The 17,875-nt window shown below is 34.7% G+C and carries 17 protein-coding genes; all 17 read right to left on the bottom strand.

Annotated features, from left to right (window positions below; all coding sequences use genetic code 11):
* Positions 1–64: 64 nt before the first annotated feature.
* A complete protein-coding gene (locus SFC47_RS07300) occupies positions 65–496 on the bottom strand; it encodes a GNAT family N-acetyltransferase (RefSeq protein ID WP_411253574.1) in 432 nt (143 codons plus the stop codon).
* 1,385 nt (positions 497–1,881) lie between these two features.
* Positions 1,882–2,769 (bottom strand): DNA/RNA non-specific endonuclease, encoded by an 888-nt coding sequence (locus SFC47_RS07295; RefSeq protein ID WP_411253573.1) that lies wholly within the window; start codon positions 2,767–2,769, stop codon positions 1,882–1,884.
* A gap of 193 nt (positions 2,770–2,962) precedes the next feature.
* Positions 2,963–6,046 (bottom strand): MMPL family transporter, encoded by a 3,084-nt coding sequence (locus SFC47_RS07290; protein ID WP_411253572.1) that lies wholly within the window; start codon positions 6,044–6,046, stop codon positions 2,963–2,965.
* 186 nt (positions 6,047–6,232) lie between these two features.
* Complete coding sequence (locus SFC47_RS07285; protein ID WP_411253571.1) at positions 6,233–6,763, bottom strand: TetR/AcrR family transcriptional regulator; 531 nt, start codon at positions 6,761–6,763, stop codon at positions 6,233–6,235.
* 111 nt (positions 6,764–6,874) lie between these two features.
* The gene (locus SFC47_RS07280; protein ID WP_411253570.1) at positions 6,875–7,171 is read right to left on the bottom strand and encodes a hypothetical protein; all 297 of its coding nucleotides are present in this window, start codon (positions 7,169–7,171) and stop codon (positions 6,875–6,877) included.
* 101 nt (positions 7,172–7,272) lie between these two features.
* The gene (locus SFC47_RS07275; RefSeq protein ID WP_411253569.1) at positions 7,273–7,428 is read right to left on the bottom strand and encodes a hypothetical protein; all 156 of its coding nucleotides are present in this window, start codon (positions 7,426–7,428) and stop codon (positions 7,273–7,275) included.
* A gap of 263 nt (positions 7,429–7,691) precedes the next feature.
* Entirely contained in the window at positions 7,692–8,207 is a 516-nt protein-coding gene (locus SFC47_RS07270; protein WP_411253568.1) for a YkvA family protein, read from the bottom strand.
* A 231-nt stretch (positions 8,208–8,438) separates the two neighbouring features.
* Positions 8,439–9,203, bottom strand: coding sequence for a DUF4230 domain-containing protein (locus SFC47_RS07265; RefSeq protein WP_411253567.1), 765 nt, complete (start codon positions 9,201–9,203; stop codon positions 8,439–8,441).
* A gap of 222 nt (positions 9,204–9,425) precedes the next feature.
* Positions 9,426–9,716 (bottom strand): Ada metal-binding domain-containing protein, encoded by a 291-nt coding sequence (locus SFC47_RS07260; protein ID WP_411253566.1) that lies wholly within the window; start codon positions 9,714–9,716, stop codon positions 9,426–9,428.
* Positions 9,717–9,910: 194 nt separating this feature from the next.
* Complete coding sequence (locus SFC47_RS07255; RefSeq protein WP_411253565.1) at positions 9,911–10,330, bottom strand: hypothetical protein; 420 nt, start codon at positions 10,328–10,330, stop codon at positions 9,911–9,913.
* 71 nt (positions 10,331–10,401) lie between these two features.
* A complete protein-coding gene (locus SFC47_RS07250) occupies positions 10,402–10,701 on the bottom strand; it encodes a ScoMcrA-related endonuclease (RefSeq protein ID WP_411253564.1) in 300 nt (99 codons plus the stop codon).
* 550 nt (positions 10,702–11,251) lie between these two features.
* Positions 11,252–11,572, bottom strand: a complete 321-nt coding sequence (locus tag SFC47_RS07245) for a ribonuclease E inhibitor RraB (protein ID WP_411253563.1) — start codon at positions 11,570–11,572, stop codon at positions 11,252–11,254.
* 201 nt (positions 11,573–11,773) lie between these two features.
* On the bottom strand, positions 11,774–11,968 hold the full coding sequence (locus SFC47_RS07240) for a hypothetical protein (protein ID WP_411253562.1): 195 nt from the start codon (positions 11,966–11,968) through the stop codon (positions 11,774–11,776).
* 251 nt (positions 11,969–12,219) lie between these two features.
* On the bottom strand, positions 12,220–12,438 hold the full coding sequence (locus SFC47_RS07235) for a hypothetical protein (RefSeq protein WP_411253561.1): 219 nt from the start codon (positions 12,436–12,438) through the stop codon (positions 12,220–12,222).
* Between the two features lie 115 nt (positions 12,439–12,553).
* Positions 12,554–12,910, bottom strand: a complete 357-nt coding sequence (locus SFC47_RS07230; RefSeq protein ID WP_411253638.1) for a GIY-YIG nuclease family protein — start codon at positions 12,908–12,910, stop codon at positions 12,554–12,556.
* Positions 12,911–12,933: 23 nt separating this feature from the next.
* The gene (locus SFC47_RS07225; protein ID WP_411253560.1) at positions 12,934–13,680 is read right to left on the bottom strand and encodes a DUF2087 domain-containing protein; all 747 of its coding nucleotides are present in this window, start codon (positions 13,678–13,680) and stop codon (positions 12,934–12,936) included.
* Positions 13,681–14,043: 363 nt separating this feature from the next.
* A complete protein-coding gene (locus tag SFC47_RS07220) occupies positions 14,044–17,712 on the bottom strand; it encodes an AAA family ATPase (protein WP_411253559.1) in 3,669 nt (1,222 codons plus the stop codon).
* Between the last annotated feature and the right edge of the window lie 163 nt (positions 17,713–17,875).

The following is a 17,875-nucleotide window of genomic DNA, read 5'->3' as shown; positions in this document are numbered from 1 at the left end:
AATTCCACAAAAAATGCGTTAATCCTGCTGGATCAACGCACCCGTTAGCTGAATAAGAAAGTTATTAGCTTAAAATCAATGAAAATACTTCTTGCCATTTTACATTTTTATAACCAATACTTTTATAAAATTCATGAGCTTCTTTTCTTTGACCGCCAGACCTTAAACGTACCTCTTGATAGCTATTCTTTCTTGCCCACTCTTCAGATTTCCGCATCAGCTTTTCTCCGTACCCTTTTCTACGATGGTTTTCATCCACAACTAACCCTCCAATTTCAGCAAACGGGAGAGCATCTATTAAATGTCTTCCATGAACATGCACCCATCCAGCTATTTCTACATCACTTATTTCAATAACATAAACAGCATTATCATTATTGGATAATAATTTTTCAAGATGTTTATAAACATCAGCTTCTGAAATTTCATAGCCATGTTGATAGGATAATCTCGTAATTTGTTTCGAATCTTTCAATTTAGCTTCTCTAATTTTCATAAAATCCTCCATTCTCGTTTCTTCTTGAACTAGTCTGCTCCGTTTGTTCAACAATGAAAGTGTTTTTACTTCATAATTTGTTGGAAATGCGCAATTAACCATTTGAATTTTTTAGAATAATACTTTTTAATTGAGGAAATCGTCTCGGTTCATTTAAAAAGGGATCATTATGGTTTTCTTGCTAATTTCCTGTATTGTTTTTATATTGGTGGCATATTGGATTCCTAAAAAACTCTCACAGTTCGAACAATACACAGTCATTTTATTTTCAATTCTTCTGGGTTTATTAACAGATGTGCTTTTAGACATTAAGTATCATTTATACGGCTACATTTCTCCAGGTGTACAATATGCAGGTTTCTTGCCAATCTTAATTCTCTTCCCTGTTTCAGGCGTTGTGTTTATTAATTTCTTTCCGTTTAAAAAATCATTTTTGTTACTGCACTTATTACACTTTAAATATCTTAAAAATCTTAAAAAATAAAATTTACTAATTGGTATTTACTTTTCTTATTAATTCGATGCTGCATCTTTAATTCAAACTCCGGCATTAAAAAAATTTTTAATTGGTATATCTTTTCCATCATCATGCAAAATAATGGAAAATAACTTAGGAGAAGATTATGTTTGTAACTATAATTAGAATCGGTCTATTATTGGTCCCCTGGCTAACAGTCTTCTTTATCCCCAAAAATGTGTTTAAAAAATATACACCCGTTGCAACATTTGCGTCATTGCTTGTTGCAATTAATTGTATGCTATCCATTCCTTTTAAATGGTGGAAGGTAAAAGGTGGATTACTGAATAAAGTTTTTAATGATTTAAGCTTTATATTAGGACCATTCTTTATAGGGACCATCTGGATATTTCGTTTAACTTTCGGAAAGTTTTGGATATACCTTTTTACAAATACAGTAATGGATTTGTTTCTTGCTTATCCTGTTAACTGGATAATGCAAAAATTCAAAGTATATAAATTAGTAAATTTTAAGCCAATACACATTTATCTCGTGTCTATTCTATTCGCTCTTGTTATTTATCCATATCAATTATTCATATCTCGGGAAAAATCCAGTAAGTGAAGACTGGATTTTTTATTTTCTCTTACCAAATAATTTTAAAGTGTTTCCGTCGTAATTTGGTTCTACTTCGACATATGATCTTTGTTTTATCATTTAACTATCCTGCTTAAGTGAAAAACCTCACAAGATCACATATCTTCTAACTAAATCATAACAGAAGATAACGAATGGTTGTTTGCATTTTCCAAAATTATGGAAATAGTTTCTGCACAGTATTTAGTCATATATTAATAAGAGACGATTACTTATTAAGTATTCGTCTCCGTAATTTTTCAACAGTATATTTGTACTACGCAGCAAAGTTTACTCACCTACTAGCCCATCACCATCTCGATCGTCCATATATTTATAGAGCCAATGATCACTCGTTATTGGCATACTGAAACCTGCTGCTTTTGCTTCTTTAATCGTCACCTGTCCATTACCGTTTGTATCAACACTAGAAATATCACCGTTTTTGTTTGAACTCGTTGAATCGGAAGGCTCACTGCCTGTTAAACCGAGTGATTCGTTTACGTCATCAGGGTTCACATTGTCAAATGTATCAACGATCACGTTACCCATTAATGTATAGGTATACTGATAACTTGAAGGGATCTGTGTTTTTGTATTCGGATAGGTGATAATGGCTTCAAAATGAGTAGCTCCACCTGCTTTACGGATCGCGTCTTCCATATAAGCTTGATCACCATGCCGGTTAAGCGTACTATCTTGCGGGGTAATATTATAAGCATTCGATACCCCTCCAAGTGAATCTGCAATAATATGTCCTTCATCTAAATCTGCTCTTTCGACACCAGGAACCTTTGCTTCATCAGCATAGTACCTGCCAGACGATGTTACAGGTTCGGTAAGGTCATCCTGCAGAATGATTTCGTCCGCAATGACACGTACAAGCTGCCCGTATTCATTCGTAAATGCCCAATATTCACGATCACCATAACCAATATCAACGACCACATTAGGTTCACGTAATCCAGACAAATCACCACCATCCACCTCAATCCGTTTATATCCTGCGAACATTTCCTTATTTGATTGAGTTTGTGGTTCTGTTTCCTCTACGACAGGTTCATCAACAACCACAGTAGTCGTTTCTTTTTCTGTAGCGGGCACATCTTCTGCGTTGGTACAACCAACAATAAAGAGTGCCGTTAAAAGTAAGATGAAATAGCTCATTTTCATTTTCATTCTACGACTCTCCTATTTCATATTATTTTCTCTAAAGGATCTCGAAATATCAAAATAGATGAATGCTTCATCTGCGAATGCAAGAACTATTATAGTTTAGTACAGTACTGTAAAAAATTCAAAACTAATAATTACCACTACCAACTAAAAAAAGGAACGGCAAAAATTCCGCCGTCCCCTTCTGACACTCTTATTACATTGTTTTTTCTTCTAAACTATATCCCTCTTGCTTTTTTCTGGAAAATAACTTCGCAAGAGCTTCTGGCAAGGCAATCATTGCCGGCAAGAAGATTGGAAGCAGTACAAAGCATAGGACAATGAGTCCGGTAATAACTGCAACCGCCAATTGAGATAAAACCATGATCCCAGCAGGCATTAGAGTTGCGAACGTACCGCCAAGAATGATGACTGCCGCAATAATCACTCCGCCAATATGTCTTGAGGCCAACACGATTGCCTCTTTCTGAGACATATGGTGGTATTCCTTAAAGCGCATCATCAAGAAGATACTATAGTCGACTCCCAAGGCGACTATAATGATAAAGGAGAAGAATGGGACAAAGGATGAAACCCCAAAATACCCCTGTAAATCGATGAAAATATAGTTAATAATAAACATCGCCGCATAATAGGCACCAAGTAGTGATGCCGTAATGAAAACCGGTGTCCAGAATGAACGAATGACAACAAATAGCACGAGTAATACTCCGATAATAACGATCGTTGTGGTTCTGTTCAAATCCCGGCTCAATATTTCGTTCATATCATTCGTCGTTGCACTTGGTCCGGATGTGCCAAACTTAGCATGTGACAGTTCTGTTCCCTTTAGTCCAGATGAAACAGCTGCATTGATTTTATTGATTGTATTTAACGCTTCCGGTGAATATGGATCATCCTTTAACACAATCATCATTTTAGTTATATCCCGATCATCGGACATAAATGTGTCTAATGATTTCTTAAAGCCTGTATCAGTCAAAGCTTCCTTTGGAATAAAGAACGTTTTATTGTCCTTATATTGTGTTAAGAAACCGTTTGTTTGCCCTAGTCCATCAGAAATTTGCTCTAACCCGCCATTTACTTCCGCAAGTTTTTCTCCAAAAACACTAAATCCATTGAGACCATTTACCAACAGCTCCTGACCGGATTTCATTTCACCAAGGCCATCGCTGACACTATTCATATTGGTTACAATTGTTCCTATTCCTGAAGAAGCTTGATCAAGTCCATCCTTCAATTTTTTCAAACCATCTGCCATTTGCGCTAAACCGCCACTCATTTTTGTCAGATTCTTATTCGCTTCTGCAAAACCAGACGTAACGGTAGTGTAATTGTCATTTAACTGCTGAATCCCTTCCGGAGTAATTTGAGTTAACGACGATGATAGTTGGTCAATTGTCTGCACTAATCCCAGGTAATTACTATCACTCGTAACAGCTGGTATACTTTCCCCTAGATCTGTCAGCATGGATTTCATTTGAGCTAGCGTCCCTTTTACACCCAAAAGAGCTTGTGCAGCGCCTTGATAGTGTGTTCCCATCTCAGCATAACCAGCCTGCATTTTCCCATAATTGTCGGCTAACAAGGCAACACCGCTGCTCATCTGAGAAAGATTGGTTTCAATGGTACCAATACCATTGCTGATGGTTTCAGATTGACTGGACCCATTATCTATTCCGGCCTGGATTTGCTTTAATCCATTGGCTAAAGCGTTGATTCCTTCCTGTAGCTTTGCCGTACCATCAACCATTTGGTTCACTTGAGAGAAGTCAGCCGAACCCAGTTGTTCCTGAGCGAGCTTTAAGCCGTCATTTATTTGATCGACACCATCCTGAGTTTTGAAAATACCGTCTGTTACGGAACCCATTTGACTGTCGACATAAAATTCATCAATCTGTTCCCCTTGTGGCTGGGTGACCGAAGAAACCTGCTTAACGCCATCAATATCCTTGATACTCTCCGTTAAGTTATCAATCACAGCTAGAGATTCATTATTATTTAAAGCGGAGCGATTTTCAATGACAACGGTAGCAGGCATTGCCTGGCCCTTGCCAAAATGCTCTGCCACGATATTAAAGCCTTTAGTAGAAGAGTATCGATTTCCTAGTTCACCGATTGTATCAAAGTTAAGCTTTTCCTGATGGAAATACACCATTGGTCCAATGATTAAAAGAATGACGATAACCGATAGCAGTGGACGTTTTGCACCAAACGCTGAAGTACTCCCCCAAAACTTGTTTTCCTTATGACCACTTACATTCTTCGATGGCCAGAAAAGTTTATTGCCTAACACTTTCATCATGAAAGGAGTTAAAGTAACAATTTCAAGCAATAAAATCGTTACCCCGATCGCAACGACTACACCAGATCGATAAATTGGCGATTCGGCAAAAATGAGTGCAAGGAAAGCAATAAATACAGTTAGGATACTATAAGCAATCGTCTTACCTGCCGTTTGATACGTTCTGATGATGGATTCATCGACGGAATATCCTTGTGCCATTTCTTCTCTGAATCGGTTAAACAAAAGGATGTTATAATCTGTACCGATCCCAAAGAGAATGAGAACTAAAAGCATTTGGGTAAGACTCGTTATTGGAAAATCTGCTTTATCAATTAATTGGGCGGCAATCCCCATCGAAACAAGATAAGAAAAGGCTACCGTGATTAACGATATCAACGGTGTTACAACGGATCTAAACGCAATAATCAGCACGACTAATATAAAAATAACCGTCAATGCTGCACTCTTTTCGACACCTTCCATCGAGGCCTTCAAATAATCATTATTAATGAAATCTTCACCGCTCAAATAGTATTCCACAGGAACGTTTTTCAGTTTACTGTCAATTTCCTTTTGAATATCATCCACTTCTCTTGATTTCTTATCAATCTTAAAACTCACCATTACGGTGGTTTCATCTTTAGAAAATAAAGAGCTTTTTGCTTCCGGTAAACTGAACGGGTCGATCATATCCGTAATCCCTAGCTCTTTGCTGCTGTCATGAATGTCCTGTACGGCATCCCCAATCTTTTTCATTTCCTCTTCAGAAATTTTATTTTTATCATAAAAAACGATTAGGTTATTCGTACCCTTCGTTGTGTCCATTTTTTTCAGGATATTGTCTGCGACCACGGATGGACTATCACCACCCGTTCCCTGCTGGCCTTTCTGCCGTAATATGGCATTAATATCAGGCTGAATGACGGTTAGCACGATCGTGGCAATTAGCCAAATGGCAAATATCGCCCAACGCCCTTTTATAATTGATTTCACCTTATTTGTCCCCTCCCGCTTTCGTCTAACATGTCTGTTTTCCCTGTTGGTTTATCATTTTCAGGAAAGAACAACGTTCGTAGATTTTTTTTCACATTAGTCACTATAACAAGGGTTTGGGAAGGGTTCAAAAAGCAAAATAGGACGAGTGCATCAAAATAATACATTTATATCATTTTGTCTCATTTAAAACATCACCTGATTAAAAATCTCGAATAATTCCTCTTTTTCATAATGGTACTCTTTACTAATCCAATTCTGTAAGATCGTCATAAAAGCTGTTGCATATAAATCGCACATCACCTCAGGATACTTCGATTGATTGATTTTCATAGCAATGTGGTCATTTTCTGTTTTGGAATGTTCCCGTAGTATATCACTAGCAATTTTCACCATGCTTTTGAAAAGAATATGCCCATCAGAGCTTAATAAGGTGTTTTCAAATAACACTAGATGTTTGTCTACATAGTCGACAAGTAATTTAAAGGTATCACGATCTGAATTGTTCTTAAGGGTAATGATTTCCTCCGATAAATGATAGATAAAATCTCGCAGCAAACTATATTTATCCTCGTAGTAACGATAAAACGTCGTACGATGAATTAATGCTTCCTCACAAATATCTTGAATCGAAATCGAAGAGAATCGCTTCGTTTGAAGCACCACCATAAAGCTATGTATGATTTGACGCCGTGTACGTTCCGTTGTATAGTTCATAGTTCACTTCCTTATAGATTGCAATTAAAATAAGGTCCCTTATGAGGACCCATCTACTTAGTGTTACCCATAATTTTAATCACAACTTAAAAAAGAGTCTAGTCGGTTAGCTTAAGTGGAAGTTATTTTCTTACCTTTTCGTTCTAAAAGTATAGGTGCAATATTTAGGAAGATAGAAACAATTGTCAAAAACCATAATGCCCTTTCCATACCAGGTACTACATCCATTAAAGCTGCCCAATCTTCCACTTCTACCCACATCGATACAAGACTGTATTCGGCACAAAGTGTTAATGCTGTAAACGATAATCCCATCGCCATAGCAAGCTTATAATCTTTTCCTGCTTTATACAAGTAAAGATTTATAAAAGTTATTATTATTGCAATAACTCCAAATATTACCCACATACCTATACCTCCATGTTTTTATTTATGTCGTGCAATAATACTAATTTGCATCATTTCAATTTTTTGCATTACCTTTTTAGTAAGGATATGTATCTGCATATTTATAAGGAAACTTTGTTGATAATTTCATTATTGCTGAAGCAGCAAGTCTTTTTTTCGTTATCTGTCACGTCTTTCAGGTAATGAACAAGATATGGAATTGCATCTTCATGGTTGGATTCTCCTAGTTCATAGGGTGATAAGGCAGATAGACTCATTGAATACCCCCTAACAACGACCTTTTTATACAATTTTAACATGAAATAATTTACAGATGCTTCTTTCCCATAAGTATATTTGTAAAATAAATTTGTAACATTTCCCCAAGAAGACTATTATAAGCATCCTTTAAAACGGCGAGTAAGTGCACTATACGCCTTAATTATAGAAAAAAAACACTCACTGCAAGGGCAGGAGTGTTTATCTATAGCACCTTAAATGATAGTATTTACCTTCATCAAACACTATGTAAGTGATACCATTATCTAACTAGTTTATTATCAATCTCAGTTGTATCTACATTATCGCCAAATAAATCTCTTAGTTTATTTTTTGCTTGGATTTTAATTTCATCATCCACATATAGAGCTACTTGAATTAATGCGAATATTACTACACTTAAGTCATCAGCATATCCTACACCAACTGCTAAGTCGGGTATAATATCTAGAGGTAAAATAAAGTAACCTAAAGCCCCAACAATTGTTGCTTTAACTTTTAATGGTACTTCTGGCTTTTGAAGTGTGTAATAAAGTAATAGGACAGCGTAGACTACAGAAGTTCCAGCTCTCTTAGAGAATTTCTGTACCTTACTCCAAAACTTTTCCTCTGAGAAATGCTCCTCGTGTTGATTTAGATCTTCAACATTCAGTTTTTCTGCTTCATCTTTTAAATCAGCAACTAGTTCTTCTTCAATATCAATTTCGTCAACTTCATCAATATTAGATGAGGATAATTCGTCTAGTTCTGTTTTCCTCTTAAATAGATTTTTTAACATAAAATCACTCCAAGGATTAGTATATTACAGTACATTTTTACACCATAATTTCAAATTCTCATTTTATTAAAACACTAGTATCTTAAAGAAATATGTTTCTATGCATCTAATACTTCACACAGAATATCTAGAAGACTAAAAAATTTGGATAACGATTGTCGGTTTACTACATAAAGAATTTGACAAACCCCTGTGCTTCCCCAGTCCCAAATAGTATAGGCTGGCAGTCCTTTAGTTAAACGTCACATTTACCGTATAACCAATATTCTTAAAAAATTCTTTTAACACTTTTTCTGCATTCTTCTCTGCAGTATCTAGTAACCCGTCAGAGATGGCCTCTTGACGAATTTGCTCTTGTGCATCAGCTGCCTTCTCAAACCCCTCATCCATTTTAATATCAGCTCGGAAAAGCCCACCATTGTCAACCGCTTGTATTTTATCCATTTGTAGTGATGGTTCCTGGATGAGCTTTGCATGAGGAAGGGTAATATCTATTTCTTTTGTTTCTTCATTTATAACCATGTCCTCAGAAGTAATACCTTTCAAATCAACCCCAGCAATAACCTTCGCAGGTACAACTAATAGTAACTCTCGCTTTGTTCCTGGCAGATTAATATTCCAGAGGTTCTTAGTATCCTCTTCGTGTATAACCGCTTTCATATGAGCTTCAGCTGTTGCCAATGTGGAGAGTTCTTGAACATGTTCAACAAATATGACAGACTCTTTTTTTAAGGTACTGTCATTAAATAGCCGAATTCCTCCTGAAGTGATGACGATTAAAAAAACAAGGATGACCATGGCTAAAATAATCTTTAATACACTAGCTTTTAAGAAAGATTTAATTATTCCTGTCGGTGGAGATAAGGATCTTGTGTTATGACCTACCGCAATAGTTGCAGCACTTTGCTGTTGTGCTTCCTTTAATTCTATTAATTGTCTTTCTAGCTGTGCAATTTTTTCGTCTTTATCTTCTATAATATCTCTAGATGTATCCATTTTTTTCACCTCTCTTTATTACCATTACAATGATTATCCATTTTATCCACTAACTATAAATCTTTGTGGTATATTTCCACTTCTTGGATTAGCTTATTGCTTTCTGGAAATCCTATTTGTTAAATCGTTGGATCTATCAAGGCCTTCTTTGAAAGGAAACTATATTTTGCTGAAAGTATAAACTAGTATTCATATCCTGCTGACTATAAAACTTCCAATATCCTATTGCTTGTCCTTTTCATTTTTCCATTTAACATACTGCTCACGCATGCAGGCTCCACAAGGTCTATAACCAGCTGCAATGGCTGTCTTTTCATCAGCAAAAAAAACTCGATATTGTTCATATCCACCAATTTTTAAGGCACGAAGTGCAGCATGACAATCAAAACGCCCATAAATTTTGCTTTTCCGGTTTCCTCCCAACATACCTGGGGTTACACTCCCATATGGGATATTATCTGCTCCCAATAGTGTATAAGTTTTGGGTTGACCTGCTGAAATCTTACTTTCCACCTAACTAATCACCATCCATTCATTTTTGATTCTAGCCAAGGATTAACCATTAATTATTAAAAACTTTGCCTAGTCAATATACTCGAGCTCTAAATTGGAGACTATGGGATACCAAACCTAACTTTATAAATATTTAAATTCTTATAATCTCAATTATTGTGAAGAGACGAATTATTATTATTTAATCTAGAAATCTATTTTAAATATTTCCTTGTTATAGCTTGCCATATCTTTAAACCACGATTGTAGTCCATTGACACCATTGTTTGTGCTAATACAACATGGTTTCCTACAATATCATTTATATCCGATGATGATACTGGTCTTCCAATCCTTTCAAATCGGTTTAAATGCATATAATATTCCTCATTAATATGTAAACCATCATCATTCAAATAATCCCCTATCTCCATTACTCCTGTAGCAATTCCTCTTGCAATAATGCCAGTTTTATTGCTATATAAAAATACTAAATCATTTGGTTGTATTTGGCTAATTTTCTCTTTCCATGGTGAAAAATAAGCAGAACACTTCTCATTTCTCAACATGTCCCTCTCAGTTTCTCCACTAGGCACATTCGTCCGGTTAGTATTAATTATGTAGGCCTTCCTCAAGTCTTTCACGCTCCCTTATATTAAATTCCTTAATAAGTCTTAGAATTTCTATAAAAAATTTATAATTAACTTTACTTTCTTTTATTCTTCACATGGTTTAAATCTATTTTCATTTTTGTCCCTTTTAGGACAATATCAAACCCAAGTTTAATAAGAAAGTTATTAGTTTGATCCCCACCGTGAAGGTTCCTAATTTCTAAACCGAATGCTTCTCTACTTGCAATTTGTAAGACTTCCTTAGGTGGATATAATCGGCCTTCATAAAATAAATCATAACCAGTTGACGGATTTAAACTTTCTATCCCCATTGCATTAATACGAGTTATTGCACTTATTACATGTTCTCGGGTTATCCCTTTCGGTATGACCATTTTTTTCACCTCAAATTTTCATTTAAAAGACTAACCATTTTTCTTTAGTTATTCGATAGTTTTCAATATATTTTTCCATTGTTTCCCAACAAAAGCTACCCCAAGTGGGATTATCCGTATTTCTCCATTTTTCATACAAACTTTTAATATGAATCAATATATTTATTATAAACTGGCAACACACTTACAATATTCGATATAATAGGACATTTTTCCTCTATCTTATTTATCATTTTTGTGAAAAAATGTCATTTTGTTTACAAACAAGAAAAACAGGAAGTGACACAGGCAATTGCACCCATATTGCGCGAACAAATAAAACGTCCCAAGTGGTTTTGAGTACTTGGGACGTTTTCGTTTAGGTCAAGGTATACCGAACGGTGGAATCAAACTTAACCTAAAATCGGCAAACATGCTGAAATTTTGTCTTTTTTTAGTAATTAACCTAATCTATTTCTCCTTCAATTGCTTCAAAGGTTCAGTACTTGTTCAACCGTTACTTTATTCTTAGTAAAAAAGTCGAAATCATCTATTTAATTCCCTAATCATTTTATTCCACAAATACACCCCAACCATCAGAATACCCCCCATGTGGCTTACTTAAGTCATTTAATTTATTCTGTATTTTAATTAATTCATTATAATTTAATAACATTCTTTTCGAGCAGCAACATGCCCACTCTTCCGTTTCGTCGTCTTGCTCTAAGAAACAATTGAATCCTTCTTCTTTTAGTACTTTCGATAATTTTTCACCTGCTGCTTTATCAGGCACGGCAACAAAGAATTCTACTGAGTGTTGTTTTTTAAAATTTAATCCATCTTTATATAGACTATGTAAAGCATTACCATCAGCGTCATTTGGAAATTTCATTCGTTTTTCCTCCATATTCTAGTACATTTATAGGATTTTATTATAATTCACATATTCCTTTTCGACTAACAAATTATATTTTGTATTACAAAAAAATCGGAGCCGTACGCGGCAAAAAACAGCTGACTTTTCAATCAGCTGCAAGTATATTCAAGATAAATCCTGGCCTCTTCCAAAAAGCCATGAATCTGATTTTTAATATTACTCTTTTTTACTACCTTCTTCCTTCGCCCAATCTAAAAACCATCCAATTACTTCTTCAGTTTCAAATATATATGTAAGTTCATTAAATAATAAAGCGGAAAATTGATTAAAAGTTTCTTTATCTGTATTTCTATCCATAAACCCTAATAAATTGCTGCTTAATATTTTTGCCGAATCCTTATTGATACTCATTTTTTCCCCCTTAAAATATGCTTGCAAATTAGTTTTTTGTACATTTTCACTTTTTATTCATCCTTCTTAAGTGGATAAGAGATAGGGGAAGTTAGTTATTACGAAAAAGCAGAATATTTTATAGTTTACATAATTATATTATGATGATATTTATAGATTATTGGAAAACAAAATCACAGCAAAATTATAAAAAAATTCCAATAGCAAGGCTATTGGAATTTAATATTATACAATGAAAAAGTAATCTAATACTACTCAATAAATCTGGCCACACCTTTTCCGCATTTTTTACAGGTCCCCTCAAGAGCAATACCTGGAGGAGATTCTTTAACAACATAATTTTCGATCTGAACAACATCAAGACAATAACTACAAAAAACATTTCGTTCCAGTTGTTTGCGCATATCTACAGGAATAGCAAGCCATTTCTTATTGGCTGAAAACGAGATCGTTTCTTCATTTTTTTTCATATTCGTTCCTCCTCATCGACTTACCTTTTAACAGTCAAATCAACCTCAGTTTTAATATCGGCCTTTTTAAAAGCTTATAAACTAGTTGGTAGTTAACATATAAGGGCTGCACAAATTAAGACTTTTTTTGGTGATAGCCACGTTCTCCATATGGTTGTAAGGTTTCTAGCCATTTATCTTCCAGTGCCAATAAAGCTTCTTTTTCGTTAAAATAAGGTCCATCATCTTTTTTCAATTTTTCTAGGATGTCAATCTTGAACGCATCTTTTCCGTACTCGTTCCATTCTTTTTGCAGCTCTTTGTTGGTGGTGTACCCATTGGTTTCAAGCATAAATGTTATGCCATTTAGAGTTTTAAAGTTTTTCGTACTTCCAACCAATAGTTTATTGTTGATCGTATTCTTGATCTGATAGATTCCCGCTTCAACGGATGTTTCCTTAAATTGTTGTTTCAACTCTTTTTTGCGGTCCATTTTATTCACCTGCTCATTTTCATTTACTTTTTTAACCAATAACTACTTCCATCTGATGTACGGTCTAAAAAGCCGTATTCGACTAAATACCTTCTAATTATTACATAATCCTCATAAATGCCTTTAAGAATCTGGTTTAATTCCTGTTCATCATATTGGTAATCCATTTTTAAATGGTTAGAAATTTCTCTTAGGACAATAAGTCTTTGTTTTTCTTTTTGGGGAAACTTCGTTAAAACTCCTTCTGAGAAGTATTTCTTAACCAATTGCTCTTGTTCATCTTGCGTAATGTTATATCGCTCATCGATCATGGTGGCTGTCTTATGCACAGGTACAAAAGCAGGTGCATGTTCATCTTTTTCTTTCAGTAATTCCATCATAGCCAAAAAAGTTTTTGCCTGACGTTCCTTTTCTTTTAAGGCAAAACGATGATGACGAATAGTAGACACACTTCCAATACCCAATTCCATTTGAATTTCTTTGTCATTTTTCCCCTGATAAAAATGGGATAATAGGTTCTTTTGATGTTCGGTAAGACCCGTAAGTTTCTTATCCATCCCAAGTAAATAGTCAAATACGGATACGTGGGCACGTTCAATATGAATTCGCATATATCGTTCAGCTTCATATAATTTATTTTCAAAAGGATAAACAATCCCTTTTTCTATCTTTTCACCACATAATAGACAAGTTAATGAATCAGAGTCTTGAATATACCCCTTTTTCAGTTCATCGAAAGATGCATTCCAAAAAACATTTGATAGTTCCATCCTTATAAAACACACCCTCTTCATTTCAAATAAACACAAACACGAATATATTTCGTTTGTTATTATATAAACAAATTACAATAACGTTTGGTTTATGTCAATAAAAAACAAATAATATTATGGTTGTATAGATGAATAAGTAAACAATAACTTACTTTGTTTATAAAAGAGAAAGGAAGGAACTATAAATTATATAAAATGGACATGTCGAAAGATGTCTAACAATAAAGCACAAATAAAAAAACAGCCATTACTAGAATGGCTGAAAATCTATTATAACTCTTTTGTATCTATATCCTTTATATACCTTGTGTTACAACCTCATTATAATCGGCTGCCTTGGAATCCTTGCCCTTTCATAAATTAACTATTTTTTATCCATGTTTGAATTTTACTCTCTATTAATGTTGCATCCAAACTTCCGTCTAATCCATCCTCTGTAATGATCAAATTTCCAAGAGTTTCTGAAATTCCCACACTTTCATAATTTGCTCTTTTCTCGTCCCAATGCAACTTATATGATTTATTGCTTAGCATTCCAAGATGCTCTAAATAAGCAGTTTTGCCTTGGCAGCGCAGAGTAAAATCTGGAATATAGGTTTTACCATTAACATCTAATGGTTCTTCATAGGAATATTCAATTTTCATCTTATCAAGAATGTTAGCCACAATTACTTCGGACTTTGATCTTACCATTTCACCACGAATCGTTTTATGGATCAATTTTTCTTCAAAGTACCGTTTTTGTTTACGAGACTCAATCTCAATGATGTTTGGAACTTCAAATAAGTCTGTATATCGTTGTTTCGTATCCGAATACCAGTCATTCGCATACTGAATCAATTCTTGAATTGACAAGTCACTTAATACAATTAGTTTATCTTTTTGGCGAGAAAACGCAGTATACAAAAGTTCTTTTGTAACAAATGAACTTTTACCATTTATAACTATAATGGTTTTGCCAAAGCTAGAGCCCTGTGATTTGTGAACTGTAAGAGCGTAAGCAAGTTCTAACTTAGAATCGCTATTTTCACCACCAAAATCAGCTTTGGTATATGAAAATATCTTTCCTTCAAATGAGCCAAAACGGAATTTATACCAACTAGTATTCTTATCCTTTTTGCCATAGTGGCCAGGGTAATCTGACATAATACCGATTTCACCATTTGCAATATATGCTTTTCCCGTTGAACCATCCCAGTAGTCCTTCTCACCATTAACATTAGAAATGACTTTATCTCCGTAAACGATATTTTGAACAGATTGAGGACTGTTTTTTGACCACGCAAATGCATTCCATTTTTCAACAATGTCTTGACGATATTTTTGGTGAAGTTGGTTATTCAAATAATAGCTTCCTGCACCAATGAATTTAGTTGGAGATAGAATTTGCCAGTCTTCTATATGTTTACTAGTTGGATACGTTGTATATTGACCTACAGCAGCTCCCAAACTTTTGTTGAAACCATCAATATCGTCTTTATCATTCATCTTTGCTATCTCTACTAATTGTTCAAAGAACACTTTTTCTAACTCGTCTAAATTGGTGTATTGAATGTATTTAAGACGATCATCTGTTTGATTGTTTTGAATAAGATAAATTACATTTTTATCAACTGAATTCGAATTTGAAAATAATTGAGCAAATGACAAATCATCCCCACCTGAACCCTGTCTCATCTCAGTCTTCAATGTTGCGACCTTATCAGGATAAGCATTTTCTAAATAATTTATCAAATCGACAAATGGGCGACCTGCTCCTATCGGAGGTAATTGATTTGGGTCTCCTATAAAGATAATTCTCTCAGCATGAGAATCAACAAGCTTAAGTATGCCAGCAAACATATCTTCAGTCAGCATAGAACTTTCATCGATAATAACGGTTTTGGCGATACTCGAACTAGGTTTGCTCGGGATCTTATATGTCATTGTGTTAGAGCTGAAACCTTTTGACCGAATTAAAAATTGTGCCACAGTCATAAACTCAGCTTCAACATTATTTTTATTAAATGAATTCTCAAGTTGAACTCTTGCTTTCCCAGTGGGAGTCAATGCTAATACTCTACCAGCTTTAATTTCTTTTGAAGAAGCAAAAATCCCCAATGCTGATGTTTTACCGGTCCCAGCTCTTCCCAATAAGACAGATATTCTAGATGATTCTAGAATCTTTAACGCTTTAGCCTTTTCATCACGGGCCAGTTCATCGTTTACTTCATTATTTTTTTGAAGTTCTCCAAATTGGTCGTCAATAATTTTTCTCCAGTTTTGTTCACTTGATAAACTAGTTCCTAAACGGCTATTTATTATATCGACTACCAAATGTTTATAATCCTGATATTCTTTTAGTTTGATGTATGTATTTTCCACATCAACGTACAATTCGCCTTCCTCCAAGAACTCTAGAACACCTTCAATCTTTTCTGTTTGAAAATCCGTTCTTTGATCTAATGGTAATTTGTTAATTTCTTCAACAATTTGATCATAGCTCAGTAAAGTATGGCCTTGATTTACAGCTTGAACTAAAACAAATATCACCATAGCTCTAAAACGGCGTTTATCACTTTCGGTTCTCATTTTGGTTGGTTTTTTAAGAGGATACTTATTTTCCACCTTCGGATTCACAAACATGGCATTGTCGATTTGAGAAATCGTAACTTGATGTTCAGCCTTTTCTTTTCGTGTAAGTTCAAATAATAGGTATGGGTTTTCAACAATTTTTGCTGCATGAATTTTCAAGTTACCCCAAACAAAAATAGCTTGTTCAACAGAAAGATTCAATCGAGACAAAAGTTCAAAATACTTAGTTTTGTTTTCGTCTCTTAGTAAACCATAAAACTCATCCTCTTTTTCTGCTAAGCTTTCATCCAATTTTTCGATCCCAGTTTCTTTATCACCTGAAAAGTAAAACTTCAATTCAGAAATCAGGTCGTTTTCAGATGTATCAACATATTTAGCAACATCAAAACCATATCTAACACCGAAAGCTGATAAAATTGAACCTAATCCTGGGAATATACCACGTTGATTCCAAACGCTTTTTAATTGATTTTCAATATATTCAAGTTGAACATTAACCCATTCATGATTGGCTTCTTTTAGCTTGAGTTTAGCTATATTTTTCAATGCAGTTTTGGCTTGATTTAACACATCGATAGCCGCATCATAGCTAACCCATTCAGCTGCATATGAAAATTCCGATCTAAAACCTGCTGGTTCAAACAATGTGACACTCGATACATCAAAATCAGGATGCTTCTTTACATACTCGGATATTTCAAGATATGGCATTAAGAAGCCAGCTTTGCCACCATTACTTATTGAATGAGCTGCATTTGTCTCCCAAATATAGTTTTTTTCGTCACTACTTCCATCAGACTCATACTCATGAATTTCTACATTTGAAACGATATTTCCTATTCCTGCAATGACACGCCGATTATCTTCGATAAATGGAACTTGTTTGTAATATGGAAATATCAATGAATTGTGCGGATTAATTCCAGAAAAGAAGTAATCGAAGATGGCTTTTTGAGATTCTCCATGCGATACCCAAGAGCTTGACCAATCCAGCATTTGTTCTGTTTTTTCTATGTCAAAATAAAAGTTGTAATACTTTTGTTTCTCATTGGCATTATCCTTTAATGTCCATGAAAAGGGGCGCAATAAGAATGAATAGGGTTCCATCTCAAAAGTTGTTTCTTTGAAATGCGTGAACTTAGCATTTCCTTTTTTATATGGATGGTTCATTTTAAGTTCAAGCTTGGTTTCACTCATGAACGCAGCGTTCTCTGTAATCCAGCTTTGCATTCTTACTGGTCCAACTTGTTCGTAACTTTTACCTTTATTTGTTTCCTCAAATTCCAAGTCCCGTGACGATGCAATGTTTGGGATTACTTGTGCAGCTACATTAAACCTAGGATTATTGTCAATTCGCCCAGTATAATCGTTATCCTTCCACGGAATTCTTGTTGAGAAGTGTTGTACATAGTTCGATTGCGGTTGTTCACTCTTTTCTTTATCAAACAAATACATTAGAGCTCTCCTCCTAAACCTCTATCACATAGTTCTATCACTTACCATAAATCGGTCTATCGTTATAAGTCCATTCATCAATCTTTCTACTTTGCCAGTAAACCTTTTTATCATTAGTTAAATCTCGTCGACTTCATCTATAGTAGTTGAGGATCGTTCGTCC

Origin of the sequence: Neobacillus niacini, assembly GCF_046591715.1 — a bacterium.
In the GTDB taxonomy this organism is placed as follows: Bacteria; Bacillota; Bacilli; order Bacillales; family Cytobacillaceae; genus Neobacillus; species Neobacillus niacini_L.
The sequence above is the reverse complement of the archived record's forward strand: the minus strand, read 5'-3'. Positions and strand labels throughout refer to the sequence as shown.

Bases quoted from the DNA above. Each gene is read 5' to 3' on its own strand.
- SFC47_RS07230 (WP_411253638.1), bottom strand. From the start codon at position 12,910: ATGGACCGCAAAAAAGAGTTGAAACAACAATTTAAGGAAACATCCGTT.
- SFC47_RS07235 (WP_411253561.1), bottom strand. From the start codon at position 12,438: ATGAAAAAAAATGAAGAAACGATCTCGTTTTCAGCCAATAAGAAATGG.
- SFC47_RS07285 (WP_411253571.1), bottom strand. From the start codon at position 6,763: ATGAACTATACAACGGAACGTACACGGCGTCAAATCATACATAGCTTT.
- SFC47_RS07220 (WP_411253559.1), bottom strand. From the start codon at position 17,712: ATGTATTTGTTTGATAAAGAAAAGAGTGAACAACCGCAATCGAACTAT.
- SFC47_RS07300 (WP_411253574.1), bottom strand. From the start codon at position 496: ATGAAAATTAGAGAAGCTAAATTGAAAGATTCGAAACAAATTACGAGA.
- SFC47_RS07225 (WP_411253560.1), bottom strand. From the start codon at position 13,680: ATGGAACTATCAAATGTTTTTTGGAATGCATCTTTCGATGAACTGAAA.
- SFC47_RS07295 (WP_411253573.1), bottom strand. From the start codon at position 2,769: ATGAAAATGAAAATGAGCTATTTCATCTTACTTTTAACGGCACTCTTT.
- SFC47_RS07270 (WP_411253568.1), bottom strand. From the start codon at position 8,207: ATGTTAAAAAATCTATTTAAGAGGAAAACAGAACTAGACGAATTATCC.
- SFC47_RS07250 (WP_411253564.1), bottom strand. From the start codon at position 10,701: ATGGTCATACCGAAAGGGATAACCCGAGAACATGTAATAAGTGCAATA.
- SFC47_RS07245 (WP_411253563.1), bottom strand. From the start codon at position 11,572: ATGAAATTTCCAAATGACGCTGATGGTAATGCTTTACATAGTCTATAT.
- SFC47_RS07275 (WP_411253569.1), bottom strand. From the start codon at position 7,428: ATGAGTCTATCTGCCTTATCACCCTATGAACTAGGAGAATCCAACCAT.
- SFC47_RS07240 (WP_411253562.1), bottom strand. From the start codon at position 11,968: ATGAGTATCAATAAGGATTCGGCAAAAATATTAAGCAGCAATTTATTA.
- SFC47_RS07265 (WP_411253567.1), bottom strand. From the start codon at position 9,203: ATGGATACATCTAGAGATATTATAGAAGATAAAGACGAAAAAATTGCA.
- SFC47_RS07280 (WP_411253570.1), bottom strand. From the start codon at position 7,171: ATGTGGGTAATATTTGGAGTTATTGCAATAATAATAACTTTTATAAAT.